The 13,846-nt window shown below is 40.6% G+C and carries 11 protein-coding genes; 5 read left to right on the top strand and 6 right to left on the bottom strand.

Annotated features, from left to right (window positions below; genetic code table 11):
* Window positions 1–214: 214 nt before the first annotated feature.
* The 3 genes from HWQ37_RS25855 to HWQ37_RS25845 all read right to left on the bottom strand — a co-directional run bounded on the left by HWQ37_RS25855 (window position 215) and on the right by HWQ37_RS25845 (window position 2,707).
* Window positions 215–427: a CopG family transcriptional regulator gene (locus HWQ37_RS25855; protein WP_292752761.1), complete on the bottom strand. Its 213-nt coding sequence runs from the start codon at window positions 425–427 to the stop codon at window positions 215–217.
* Window positions 428–471: 44 nt separating this feature from the next.
* On the bottom strand, window positions 472–1,146 hold the full coding sequence (locus HWQ37_RS25850) for a response regulator transcription factor (RefSeq protein ID WP_292752758.1): 675 nt from the start codon (window positions 1,144–1,146) through the stop codon (window positions 472–474).
* A 127-nt stretch (window positions 1,147–1,273) separates the two neighbouring features.
* Window positions 1,274–2,707, bottom strand: coding sequence for a sensor histidine kinase (locus HWQ37_RS25845; RefSeq protein WP_292752756.1), 1,434 nt, complete (start codon window positions 2,705–2,707; stop codon window positions 1,274–1,276).
* Window positions 2,708–3,353: 646 nt separating this feature from the next.
* Between HWQ37_RS25845 and HWQ37_RS25840 the strand changes: the two genes are divergently transcribed.
* From HWQ37_RS25840 to HWQ37_RS25830, 3 genes are all read left to right on the top strand, one after another.
* Window positions 3,354–3,605, top strand: coding sequence for a hypothetical protein (locus HWQ37_RS25840; protein ID WP_292752754.1), 252 nt, complete (start codon window positions 3,354–3,356; stop codon window positions 3,603–3,605).
* Between the two features lie 547 nt (window positions 3,606–4,152).
* Complete coding sequence (locus HWQ37_RS25835) at window positions 4,153–6,348, top strand: lytic transglycosylase domain-containing protein (protein WP_292752752.1); 2,196 nt, start codon at window positions 4,153–4,155, stop codon at window positions 6,346–6,348.
* Between the two features lie 195 nt (window positions 6,349–6,543).
* Window positions 6,544–7,962 (top strand): MATE family efflux transporter, encoded by a 1,419-nt coding sequence (locus HWQ37_RS25830; protein ID WP_292752749.1) that lies wholly within the window; start codon window positions 6,544–6,546, stop codon window positions 7,960–7,962.
* On the opposite strand, the gene HWQ37_RS25825 is transcribed toward HWQ37_RS25830, so the two are convergent.
* The 3 genes from HWQ37_RS25825 to HWQ37_RS25815 form a co-directional block, all read right to left on the bottom strand.
* Window positions 7,942–8,964: a D-alanine--D-alanine ligase family protein gene (locus tag HWQ37_RS25825; RefSeq protein ID WP_292752747.1), complete on the bottom strand. Its 1,023-nt coding sequence runs from the start codon at window positions 8,962–8,964 to the stop codon at window positions 7,942–7,944. The two genes, HWQ37_RS25830 and HWQ37_RS25825, sit on opposite strands and share 21 nt — an antisense overlap.
* Before the next feature lie 85 nt (window positions 8,965–9,049).
* A complete protein-coding gene (locus HWQ37_RS25820; RefSeq protein ID WP_292752744.1) occupies window positions 9,050–9,487 on the bottom strand; it encodes an SET domain-containing protein in 438 nt (145 codons plus the stop codon).
* A gap of 4 nt (window positions 9,488–9,491) precedes the next feature.
* Window positions 9,492–10,652: a KamA family radical SAM protein gene (locus HWQ37_RS25815; RefSeq protein ID WP_292752741.1), complete on the bottom strand. Its 1,161-nt coding sequence runs from the start codon at window positions 10,650–10,652 to the stop codon at window positions 9,492–9,494.
* A 647-nt stretch (window positions 10,653–11,299) separates the two neighbouring features.
* Between HWQ37_RS25815 and HWQ37_RS25810 the strand changes: the two genes are divergently transcribed.
* The gene (locus tag HWQ37_RS25810) at window positions 11,300–11,554 is read left to right on the top strand and encodes a hypothetical protein (protein ID WP_292752739.1); all 255 of its coding nucleotides are present in this window, start codon (window positions 11,300–11,302) and stop codon (window positions 11,552–11,554) included.
* Window positions 11,555–11,795: 241 nt separating this feature from the next.
* Window positions 11,796–13,846, top strand: a 2,051-nt coding sequence (locus HWQ37_RS25805) for a dynamin family protein (protein WP_292752737.1), incomplete at its 3' end; no start/stop codon positions are given.

Genomic DNA, 13,846 nt, shown 5'->3' with positions numbered 1-13,846 from the left:
GCATTCATTGAGTCTCTGACTCATTTCTGAAACTTGGCAGGATATAGAATGGAACTTTCCAGGTGCATCAAGTAGATACAGCTTGTACCTCATCTCCTTGAAAACTGCTGTATAAAACCTCACCCCCAACTCTCTTTTTAGTAAGGAGAGGAGTTGGGGGTGAGGTTAAGCTGTATCTTATTCTGATTAGGAAACGCGATATTCGAGTCGATAGTTAGTGTGGTTTTGACCAACTGCCAACAGTTATTGTTGAGTCTGCAGCTTCAATTTCAGAGTTTTCAGCATTTTCAACCTCAAGACTTCGCAGCAATTCTCGAATTACATCTGTTGCTGGTCTTCCTGTGAGAGTACAGTATTGTTCAAGTTTCTTCATTTCCTCGGTTGTGAGATTTACTGTCAGTCGTTTAACAGCCCATTTTTTCTTCATAATTCAATATGTCGCTTTGTATCGAAATCACCAAGTCATTACGATTACTCTCGTAGTGCATAGCCTACACCACGGACTGTATGAATCAAACGTTTTTGATTATTTTCTTCCAGCTTGAGTCGCAGATAACGAATATAAACCTCAATAATATTAGAATCACCCATGAAGTCGTAACCCCAAACTTTTTCTAAAATTTGATCTCTAGTAAATACTTGACGGGGATGTGAAAGGAGATATTCTAATAAGTCAAACTCTTTTGCTGTTAACTGAATGCTCCGTTTTTCCCGAAAAACCTCACGGGTGCGGCGATTTAAGCTTAAATCTTCAAATTGCAACAAATTTTCGTCTGTTTCTTGGGTACGGCGGAGATGAGCGCGAATTCTAGCTAATAGTTCCTCAATGCTAAAGGGTTTAACTACATAATCATCAGCTCCTGCATCTAATCCTGCCACGCGATCGCTCACTTCATCTTTTGCTGTCAACAAAATTACTGGTACTGTACTCCCTGTTGCTCGCAAACGGCGACAAATTTCCACACCTGTTAAGCCTGGGAGCATCCAATCCAGAATCGCTAAATCTGGTGATGAGTCTCGCGCCAAAGTTAAACCAGCGATGCCATCATGGGCGACACTTACTTGGTATCCTTCGCTACTAAGTTCTAATTCGACAAATCGCGCTAGTTTAACTTCATCTTCTACCAAAAGGATATGTGCTGTCATATTTTTGCTCCTAAAGCAGGTAATGTGAAAATAAAAGTTACCATAACCTGGCTTTGAAAGGACGGTAACTTTGCCTCTATTACCTTGGGCTAAGTATTTCACAAATCAGATAGAACTACTATAGAAATCAAATATGATTCCTATATGTAGGTAAACTGATTGTAAACATACTCCCTTCTCCTAACTTTGATTGCACGCTTACAGTACCCCCCATACCTTCTAAAAGTGTCTTGACAATAGATAAACCCAAACCACAACCTCCAGTAGTATGAGAGCGCGATTCATCTACACGGTAAAATCTTTCAAATATCCGTGCTTGCTGTTGCAAAGGAATGCCATAACCTTGGTCGCAAACTTGAATAATTGCCCGGTCTTGAAGCTGATTTAACTTAAAAATTATGGTTGTGTCAGCATCAGAATACTTAACGGCATTATCAATTAAATTTAATAACACTTGCTTAAAGCGGCTATAGTCTACTTTTATCTCAATTGGATGAATTTTTGACTCGATTGTAATTGTGCGATCGCTATATTTATCTGCCATTATTACAACTTCTTCAACCAATTCATTCAGCACATAAGATTTCATTTGAAAGTATAAATATCCGCTATCTGCACGTGCTAAATCAAGTAAATCTTGTAGCAAGCGGATAGTACGTTCGGCTTCTGATGCCGCAGTTTCTAAAGCTTCTTGTTGAGTTTGGGTTAAGTTATTTTGCCTTCGTAAAACGCTTTGCAAATAACCATGTACAATAGTTAAAGGTGTACGTAACTCGTGAGAAACATTACTTACAAATTCTCGTTCTTGCTCCCATGATTGGGAAAGACGCGATAACAGCATAGTTAAAGTTTGAGCTAATTCTTTAACTTCGCTGGGTGCATTATCAAGATATAGCTGCGCTTGTCCTAAATCTTTAGCGGAAATCATCGAAGCCATTTGATTTAGCTGGCGCAGAGGTTGCAGAGAGCGCTTAATATAAAATGCGATCGCAGCAGTTAAAATAATAATTGCCAAAACACTAGTAATACCTAAACTCTGTACCATTACCCCAAACATTCTCTGTTCGCGGGTTATATCCTTGACTACAAATAACTCACCTAGTAACTTACCCTGTACTTGCACAGAACTACCACATAAAACAAAGTAGCTTTCGTTCACTTTGTAAACTTGTGGTTTAATCGGCATCTTAGTCAGAGTCATTAACTCAGCTACTGTAGTATTAGATAACAAATCTAAAGTGGCAGACTTGACTAAAATTTTATTATCAGGACTTTTTAGCCATAATAATGTGTTGGTATTTGCCAAATTATTAATAGCCTTTTGCAACCCAGATTCAGGTTGCATCATTTCACTATAAATTTGTACATCTTGCGGCAAGCGCTTGGCAATTTGTTCTATATTATATTTCTGACTATCAACTAAAATTTGCTGCATTTTCCAACTAGTCCATATAGCAAGACTACCTAATACCAAACCAGAAAATGCTGCAATACCAACCGTGAGGCGTGACTGCAAGGAAAACGGATCTATATTTATCCTAACTTTTATGATTTGCTTCACTCTTCTGGTTGCGCTTAAGGTGTTTAATAAGTCTCGATCAAAAAAATCATACTGCTAAATGTAAAGTTACTGTTAACCTCTCTGTTTCGGGGAGAGGTTTAGAGAGGGATTCTAAGAATAAGTTGCACATCGCGTTAAATACTTTTATTTCATCATCCTATCAACTACGCAAATCTTTCTATAAGAAGATAAATACAATTCTCTACTAGTTAAATTAATTTCCTCTGAGAATTACCTTAAAATTTATATAGGATTCCTCTTTGATTTTGAACAACATTAGTTAGTGTAGGGTGTGTTAGAGGATGTTTGAAAAATAATTAGCTGTCTAAAAACCCGCCGAGTCGAGCAATCCAATCGATAACTTCTGTGTTAATAAAGATGTTTATAATACATAGCTTTTTAAGAGGGGTTTACGGAGGATAAAGAAGTGCCTAAAATCACAGATAATTACCTTTCAAACATCCTCTAACGAACATTTGTGTATAAGTTTTGCTAAATTATTAAGTATTTTGACTAACCTCACAAGTTCCTCATATTTAAAGACTATAGTAAAAATATAGACACATTTGTTTTAAATATCTACGGGCTTCTCAACAGGCTGCCCTAATTTGCAACAACACTTTTATTAACAGGATTTGAGAAAAATATGAATTACTGTCCTTGCTGCTCAAGTTTACTTTTAGAACATATACGCGGTGCAGAGACTTACTGGTTTTGTCGCCACTGCTGGCAGGAAATGCCTATTTATAATTGGAATGAATCGAGTCCATTCGCCGATGCTGTCATGGGAAAATTACCTAGAAAAACTCAAAAAGAAAAACGTAAGAGTACCATTACTTACGCAACCCAATGGCAATCGATTACCGAATGGATTGGGCTACAAGAGTTATCTACCTAATCCCATTTACTGAAATATTTTAGTATCATTCTTTTCAGTCAATTTCAGTAATTAATTGTCATAAAATGCGAGGCTATAGCCCAAGCATAAGGTATTAAATTTTATCGAACAGAATTCAGGAGTCAGGAGTCAGAATTCATTCTGAATTCTGAATGAAAAAGCGGATAGCGCCGGCGGCAAGCGAGTCTGCGTTAGCGAGTTATCGAGCGTTGCGTCTTGATTCTGAATGCTGTTAGCGGATAGCTAAGGTTTAGCCCATTCTGACTTCTGAATTCTTCTTCAAACTGTTGTGTCAGCTTGCCGCAGTGTACGAGAGTTTAGCGATCGCAAATCCGTAGAAGTCAAACTTCCTGCGATCTTTAAGATATACCCAAGATAGATGTAATAGTATCTAATATGTGCTAGGAACTCAATACTACCAACTGTAGGGTTGAAAATTAGTATTTTTCTACATAAAATTAAAAATCTAAAATAAAAAATTGGTAACACTGATGGTTAGGAGTGTTAGAGTTTCAAGAAATTCACCGAAACTTTTCAGCGGGTATTCATGCTGAAGAAACTACAGAAAAAGCAAATTTCGATAATTGCGGGTGCGGCACTGTTTGCCTTTTTAGCTGGGGCAATGGTATCAGCACCTGAGATTGGCAAGTCTCTAGGGAAATGGCTCAAACTGAGTCAGAATCAAACAGAGCAAAAATCGGACGGTAGTGTTACCCAATCAGCCGTTTTTCCTCTGATATCGCAATCGCTGCCAGAACGGGCGGCAAAACTAGCAACGATCGCTCAAGAATCGCGATCGCCGGATCGAAATCGCGCTCGTTATCTTTTGGCGAGTGATTATATTGAAAGAACTCAAGGGCAAAAAGCCCTGGTTTTACTCCAAGGACTAGAGAAAGACTATCCCATCCTCGCGCCCTACATTTTGCTCAAACAAGCCCAGGCAGAGGCTATGCTGGGCGAGGACGGCAAAGCCTCGGATCTCAGGCAAAGGGTGCTAAAACTGTATCCCAAAGAACCAGCCGCAGTCAAAGCGCTATATTTGATTGCTCAACCAAAGCAACAAGAAACTGCGATCGCTCAATTTCCTTCCAATCCTCTAACTTGGGAAATTATTCGCAAACGCTTGCAAGAAAACCCCAATCAGCCACAATTACAATTAATTTTGGCTAAATATGCTTACGATCAACCGGGCATAGTGGGCGTTTTGGATCAGCTAGTAAAACAGCCCACGCTCAAACCCGCAGACTGGGAACTCATTGGTACAAGCTATTGGGAAAATAGTCAGTTTCCCAAAGCGGCCAATGCTTACGCCAAAGCACCCAAAACATCGCGCAACCTCTACCGTACTGCACGGGGCTTACAGGTGGGAGGTAAAGATAAAGAAAAAGCGATCGCCACTTATCAACAATTAGTACAGCAATTTCCCAATACCGAGGAAACTGGGACGGCACTACTGCGGTTAGCAGAAACCGCAAAAACACCTAAAGACGGCTTACCCTATCTTGACCAGGTAATTAGTAAATTTCCCAAACAAGCTGGTACTGCCCTAGCACAAAAAGCCAAAACTTTCCAAACTCTCAAGGATCAAAAGTCAGCTAGCGCAGCGTGGCAATTACTCATAGCCAAATATGGTAATTCTGACGAAGCCGCAGAGTATCGTTGGAAAATCGCCCAAGATAAAGCCGAAGCCAAAGATTACATCGGTGCTTGGCAATGGGCAGAACCAATCGTTACTAATAACCCCAATAGTATTTTGGCTCCAAGAGCGGGCTTTTGGGTAGGGAAATGGGCAGCTTCACTGGGTAAACAACAAGAATCTAAAACTGCTTATGAGTATGTAATTAGCCAGTTTCCCTACTCTTACTATGCATGGCGAGCCGCGACAATGTTGGGGCTAAATGTCGGTAACTTTGACAACGTGCGCGTCATGAACCCAGAAGTAATCACACCCCAGCGCCCATTACCACCTGCTGGTACTGAAACTTTCAAAGAATTGTATCTGTTAGGTCAAGACCGCGATGCCTGGTTACAATGGCAAACAGAATTTCAGAACAAAATTCAACCAACGGTAGCAGAGCAATTTACTGAAGGGTTGATGCGGCAAGCTAAGGGAGAAAATCTCATCGGAATTGATGAAATTTCTAAATTGGAAGACCGAGAAATACCAGCTGAACTTGCCCAATATCAGACTCTGAGTAAACAAATCACCTACTGGCAAGCGCGTTATCCATTTCCCTATCTGCGAGAGATTGAAAAGTGGTCTATTGACCGTAAACTTAATCCTCTGCTAGTAACTGCTCTGATGCGTCAAGAGTCACGGTTTGAACCAAAAATCAAATCTACTGCTGATGCTACTGGTTTAATGCAGCTGTTGCCGAGTACAGCTAAATGGATCGCGCCACAAATCAAGGTGGATTTCAAAACAATCAACTTAGAAAATCCCAACGATAATATCATGCTGGGTACATGGTATTTGGGTCATACCCACGATCAATATAACAATAACTCATTGCTGGCGATCGCTAGTTACAATGCTGGCCCCGGCAATGTCTCCAAATGGTTGCAAACTCTAACTACAAAAGATCCAGATGAGTTTGTTGAAGAAATTCCTTTTGATGAAACCAAAAATTATGTGCGGCAAGTATTTGGCAATTACTGGAATTATTTGAGACTTTACAACCCGGAGATTTCTGGCATCGTTGGTAAGTACTCGACTACACACCCAAAACTACCGAGCCAGTGATTTTGTTGTTTGAGGGTAAGGGGCAGGGAGAGATTATAAATCCCTAACAGCACTCCTGAATTACCCTCATTTATGGTTAAAAGGTAACATCTTAATACGTAGTTAATGGAGAGCGATCGCTAATAGTTTGAGTTAATTGCACCTGTAGGCGTTAGTATATCTTAATGTATGCAGTATTGCTTTTTTAGCGCCCCAATGGAGTTAACTTCAAAAGAATTTAAGTCAGAACTGATATTAGAAGTCCAAGCCTGTCTGCAATTGGCAGTACCTTTGGTAATTACTCAAATATTAGAAGCGGGCATTCCTTTATTGGATGGGGTAATGATGGGCTTACTTAACAGCCAAGCATTAGCTGCGGGTGCTTTAGGCGCTGTTACCTTTTCTACTCTAGCTTCCGTTTGTCGTTCTATTCTTTCAGCCGCAGGTGTGAGTATCGCCAATGCTTTTGGTGCAGGAGAAATAGACCAAATTAACCGTGCTACCGGTCAAGGAATTTGGTTAGCTGTGACGATGTGCTTACCTGTGATGTTTATCATTTGGCACTTTGACTATATCCTGCTGCTGACTGGTCAAGAAGAAAGCAATGTATTATTAGCTCAAACATATTTGCGGTCTATTGTTTGGGGTTTTCCGGCTGCACTCGGTTTTTGTATCTTAAAAGAAGTTAGCTCTGCCCTCAATCGCCCCCAATTTTTAACAGTAATTACGGTGGCTGGACTATTATTAAATGCAGTTGCTAATTACGTGCTAATGTTCGGTAAATTTGGTTTACCAGCCCTTGGTTTAGCCGGTATCGGTTGGGGAAGCACACTCATTTTTTGGCTGAATTTTATCGCCGCCGCCATTTGGATTTGCTTCGATAACTACTTTAAAGAATACCAACTTAATAACGCTTTACATAAATTCGATCGGGAGATGTTTATAGATATCTTCCAAACTGGATGGTTTTTGGGGTTGCAGTATGGGGCAGAAATTGGAGTATTCACTGCCACTGCTTTACTGATGGGGTGGTTTGGAACAGAGACGTTAGCAGCCCATGAAATTACCATCGAGACAGAAAGTTTTGTCGAAACAGTATCTATAGGTATTTCCTATGCCGTCACCATGAGAGTAGGGCAGTTGAGGGGACAAAACGATCGCAAGGGTGCAAGCAGAGCCGGATTAGTCTGCATTGCGCTTGTGACTCCCTTTGTAAGCATTGTGGCACTAGTTTTTTGGCTGTTTCCCAACTATATTGTGGCAATGTATTTAGACACCAGTAATCTAGATAATATCGAGATAGTTAAAACAGCAACTTCTTTCCTCACTGCGGGGGCAATAGTCCAAATATTTTATTCGATTCAGACTATTGCTGCTGGTGCTTTAATCGGGTTAAAGGACACCAAAGTACCAGCATTAATTACTATGTTCGCTTACTGGGTGGTAGGTCTAGGTGGGGGCTATCTGATGGCATTCACTTTCGGCTGGGGTGCTATAGGTTTATGGCTGGGTTTAGTACTAGGGCTACTTATGGGTGCAGTGCTTTTAACTGGGCGTTTTTATCTTTTGACTGCTTTGCCGCTATTAGATAATTCATCTCTCAATGCTGTTCCGTTAAGACAAGAGACGCGATGAATCGCCGTCTTTACAATAATCATACCTTTGCCATGCAGACTCGACTATTTCAGCAATGATTTCTGTGTATGTTATACCACCCAAACGCCCCATAATTGGCAAGTCTGAGCGGATATGATGTAGCCCTGGCAGTGGGTTAACCTCCATAAACTGCAACACACCACTAGCATCGCAGCGCAGATCCACGCGGGCGGCATCACGGCAACCAAGAATATGGTAAGCATCCAGCGCCAGTTGCCTTGCTTGTGCTGCCAGTGGTTCGGGATCTATCAGCAAACGATAAGATACCCTTTCCAAATACTCATCCTTGTTAAGGGTGGTGTAAGCAAAAACTTCCGCTTGCTCTGTAAAAATTACTTCCATCACACCTACTATCCGTGAGTTGCTACCGTTGCCAACAATGCCTACTGTTACTTCTCTACCTGGAAGAAAGGTTTCTACGAGTACTGGTTGCTGAAAAAGTTCGTGTAACAATTGATAAGCATTTACTAGCTCCTCGCGTTCTTTGACAAGAGAACAGCCAGTTACCCCTTTAGAACTACCCTCCGCCACGGGTTTGAGGAAAAGTGGCATTGGCAGCGATACACCCGTGGCTTCTGCGGTAGTATTCACCACTTCAAAAGGGGCTGTTGGCAAACCGCGATCGCGCACTACTCTTTTAGCCAGTGCCTTATCTAACGTGAGGGCGCAGGTAAGCGGATCGGAAAAGGTATAGGGTTGAGCGAATAATTCGCAGACTGCCGGGACTTGGGCTTCACGAGAGCGACCCTGCAAACCTTCAGCAATATTGAAAATCAAATCCCAGCGATCGCCTTTTGCCAAACGCCAAGCCAGTTCTCTACCATTACCAACACGTTCAACCTGATGACTTAACTGAAGTAGTGCAGTTTCTAAACTGATGATAGTTTCTTCATCATCGAACTCCATCACCTCAGAGGCACTGAAACCAGCCTTAAGGTAGTCTGCCTTCAGGTCATAACACAGACCAATGAATAATCCCATAGCCCGATAATTCCCAGCGAGAAAACTTTCTCTGTTAGCTTTATAAATTAGGTGTCTTAATTAAGGAATTCGGATTACTAAATCCTTAGTTAAGTGAAAATATCTCATCAACAACATCAAACCATATAGGAGATTTATCATCAGGAGAACCGTTGTAGTTGGCAGTAATTTCTTCTCCCGCTTCTATATCTCGATAGGCAATCAGATCCAACTCTTGGTCGGCGAATTTTTTCACATAATAACTATTGGGATGGTAAGAATGGTTGATCAAGGAAGATAAACCTAGAGCGATCGCCGCAGCTTTATCTTCCCAATCGTAGTAATAGTTGCCCAAAATTGTTTTATCTAGGAATTCGACCTGTTCTGCGGGTATAACAACAACTGGCACTCTCTCAATGATCTCTCCTTTGAAAAAGTGCTTCTGTGCGAAGACACCCCGACCTTTTAGGTTTGTATTACCAACAATCAACATTCCCACTAATCTCCTGCGATTACTTAGTTTTTTGGTTTGCCAACCGGACACGATATTAGCCCTGCTCTACTGGATCTATATATGTGTATGTTTGACCTGCCCAATTTCGCATTGTAGCTGTACCCTTCTCATAAGCAAGTAAAGTCTCAGCTTGAATTGGGATTTTGCCACCACCGCCAGGGGCATCAATTACATAGGTTGGTACAGCGTAGCCAGTAGTATGACCGCGCAATTTAGAAATTAAATCAAGCCCAGTTTGCACACTCGTTCGCAGATGTGCAGTGCCAACAACTGGGTCGCATTGATAAAGATAATAAGGTCGCACACGCAGCTTAAGAAGACCGTGAAACAGATTTTTCAAGGCTTTTTCAGAATCATTTACACCTTTTAACAGCACAGTTTGACTGCCTAAAGGAATGCCGCCATCAGCTAGGCGATCGCAAGCTTGCGCGACTTCTGGGGTAAGTTCTCGCAGATGACAAAAGTGCAAAGATAGCCACACTCGATGTTTACGAAGCAAGGCAACCAGTTCTGGTGTAATTCGCTGCGGTAAAAAACTTGGCACGCGGGAACCAATTCGGATAAATTCAATATGCTTAATGGCACGCAGCCGCCTCAGCAAATTATCTAAAGGTTCATCAGCCATCAATAGAGGATCGCCACCGGAAATTAACACGTCACGGATCTCCGTGTGTTCCTCCAGGTAAGCAGCGATCGCATCCAACCGCCGTGTTACTGGATACATCTCACCTTGGCTTACCAAACGAGAGCGGGTGCAGTAACGACAATAAGCAGCGCAACTGTCTAGGGCAAGTAGCAACACTCGGTCAGGGTAGCGGTGTACGAGTCCTGGCACTGGAGTGTCCTTATCTTCACCACATGGATCTACCATGTCTGCTGGACTAACTATTAGTTCTTCTTCCCGTGGGATTACTTGTAACCGTAGTGGGCAAAGGGGATCTTCTGGATCGAGTAGTGATGCAAAGTATGGGGTTACGGCTACAGCAAACTTCTCTGGGGCGATTAAAAGTCCCTGTTCTTCGGTAGCACTAAGCCTTAATAACTTCTGAAAGTGTTCCAGCTTAGTTAACCGATGCCGCATTTGCCAGCGCCAGTCGTTCCAGCGTTCTTGGTTGTAAGTCTCTCCCAAAATCTGACAAATTTCTTCATATCGAATATCCGTTACTAGAGGATCTAAAGTCGTGTTTTTGACCATGATTAGAACTAAATTAACCTGAGAATAATAAACCAATCACAGCCTAGCCCGCATTTTTCATCAGTCCTGCGATCGCACTCGTCACAATCTATACCCAGAATATGTTTCGGGCATTTTTGACAGGTTATTTTTTGATGCAGTGTGAAAAACCGAAATCTAAATTTTATTCCGCCACTACACTAAACTCCAGAAAGGCGTAGAGGCTTCTTCGGCTTGTCGTCAGTACACTCAAGAACTGGATTACAGCGATCGTTTTTGCAATGTTTTTGTTAACTTAAGCAGGTCAGCTTTTGCGTGTTATTACGTATACAAATCGCAATACGGTTCAGTTAAGGCTAAAACTCTTTATCAAAGTCAATTTTTTAACGAACCGCAGAGGCGCAGAGGAAACAGAGAGAAGAGAAAAATGCTTAACTGAACCGTATTGACACAAATCGGATATATTTACCAGAAGTTAAACTGATAGTTCCGACATTATCCGAGACAGAAAGCACTTGGTTAGTAGTAGCCACAAATCGTCGGGTAAATCGGGATTGGGAAGCCTTAAGGGACTTCCAAGAAATAAATTATCCATCTTGTGGGGTGGGCATCTTGCCCGCCCTAAATCTGGGACGGGTGGGGACACCCATCCCACAAGAAAATTTGGGATGTTTTTTTTTATTTGGAAGTCCCTAATAGAACCTCATCCAGAAAGCACTCGTCGTTGTTGTGAGGATTTATGTACTGCACCAACAACCAGAAAGCCTGGTCGTGTTTTTCCTTTGAAGGGCAAACTCTACAAAGGCGCATGGGAATATGAGGTGACAAAAGGGGACAGAGTATTTTACGTTCCTCATGAAGAACTCTTGAAAGTCGTTGTCTACTACGCAGGTAAACATCCAAATGCTGCACCCAAACCGTAATTTGTGCCAAATGGAATGAGTCTGCGAAATATTGGCTACATACGTAAAATGATAAAATTTTAAACACTTTAATAGCTAATTACGTGTAAATACGTAAGCTATTCACTTAATTTCCGATTATAAATAAATAGCGAAAATACTCAAATCTAGCCACACGTTAACTAAATAAAACTGAAATTTATTGGAAGTATACAGAAACTAAAAATTCTGTAGTTATAAAAAATTAGCAATAGGTTTTAAAATGAGCAACAAGTTATACAAAGTATTTGAAGATGTAGAACAAAATGCCCAACTTCTCTCCAAATATTGGCATAATTTTTCTACCGAAATATCTGAGCATTTGCCAGATACATATCACGCCGAACTACAAGAACTTTCTGACAAGTTAGAGATAGCTATTGATAATTTAGTAGATGAGCTTCGCAATCCTACTCTTACCCTTGCGACTACAGGAACTACCAGTAGTGGTAAAAGCACTTTAGTAAATCTATTATGTGGAGCCGAAATTGTTCCTGTAGCTGTCAGCGAAATGAGCGCCGGAGCAGTAACCATAGAATACAGCGAAACAAAATCTTTAATAATCCATGAAACTCCAGGAGCATTATGGGAGTGTGGAGAATGGACAGGTATTAGTGATGAGCGAATTTATCAACGCTTATACGATGTGATGATAAGTTACATCGATAACAGAGAGAAACAAGCTAATTTAGCTTGCCCCCAATCGACCATATCTTACCCTTTTAGACTCATCAAAGAATCCAAACTGGAATTACCCAGAGGCGTAAAGGTAAGAATTATGGATTTGCCTGGTTTAGCGTATGTGGGCGATGAAGGTAACGCAAATGTGATTAAACAGTGTCGTGAGGCATTGTGCTTGGTAACATATAACAGTGCAGAAACCGACAAAGAAAAAGTTAGAAGCTTGCTGCAAGAAGTAGTTGAGCAGGTAAAAGATTTAGGTGGTTCTCCTGCACGTATGCTGTTTATTCTCAATCGGATTGACATTTTTCGAGCAGATAGAAACTGGCCAGAAACAGAGACTCGCTTTGTTGAGAATGCGATACGTAGTATCAAGCACGAACTCTCCGATCAGTTAAAAGAATATAGAGAAGACATTGAGAAATTACAGGTTATAAAACTGAGTACATGGGCTGCTTTATTAGCACTTCAGATAAAACAATATGATGAAATATACAGTTTAGAAGCTTGTAAAAAAGCAGATAACCATTTTAATGGATTAATTGATGAGAATATATTAGAAGACCTACCGCGTAAAACAGAAAAATGGTCTAGACATGACCGAAATAGGGTTGCTGATGCGTTATGGAAAAAGTCTTACGCAGAAGAATTTCAGCAATCCTTAAGAGAGCATATTAGCCAACATTTTCCCCGATTAGTTATTCCCCAAGCAATAGAACGTTTTAATATTGCTGCTGGTAATGCTATTACAGAGTGGTCTTTACAGACAACAACAGCGATTCTGAATAGTTCCGAAGAACGCTATCAACAAGAACGTGAAAAGATATTATGGATTCGCTCAACAATTGATAGTTTTTTAGAAATTAGTAACAAAAAATTAACAGAGCCTTTTGAAGAAATAGATAAAAAAATTAAACAGTTTTTAGCAGATGAATCAGAAGATGATCCAGTTCTTTATCTAGAGAATACACTTTTAAAAATTAAAAATGTCGAACCATACAATGAATTAGGAGATAAATTATATCCCCTTTATGGATGGCGAAGAGAGATTGGTCAAGGAATAAATCAAGTTCTAGAATCAGTAGCTAAATCGCTAGAAAATGGAAAAGTCATTCTAGACACACTAAATCTCAAAAAAGCAAATGTCATAAATATCAATTTGCTGGGTAACTGCCTAAAAAGACTTGTCAGATTAGGCTACACTGCCTCGTTTGCGAAAGAAGGTAAAAAAATGGAAGCGAGAACAGATCAAGATAAAAATAAACTCAGGCAACTTAACGAAGAATTTAATGAGCTTGCTATGCATCTCAATCTGGTCATGGTAGATGTATTAAAACAAATTACTAGCCAAGAATCAGAAAGAATGTATCAATCGGTTATCGAGCTTTTAAAGTGCTACTTGTCTGATGTAGAAACAGGAGCAAACAATATCGCTCCTAATATTGCTATCAAATTACCTGAATCAGAAATTATAAAAATACATACTAATCTTACATTCAATGTGTCTTTTAAAGCTGGTTTTCCTATAAAATCAGGTACTTGGCAAGAGCCAATTCAAGTTGCAAAAACGAAAAAGACTTGGTATACATTATG

Source organism: Nostoc sp. NMS4 (genome assembly GCF_017115095.1).
Lineage (GTDB): Bacteria > Cyanobacteriota > Cyanobacteriia > Cyanobacteriales > Nostocaceae > Nostoc.
Note: the sequence above shows the minus strand (reverse complement) of the source record. Positions and strands in the feature narration are given on the sequence as shown.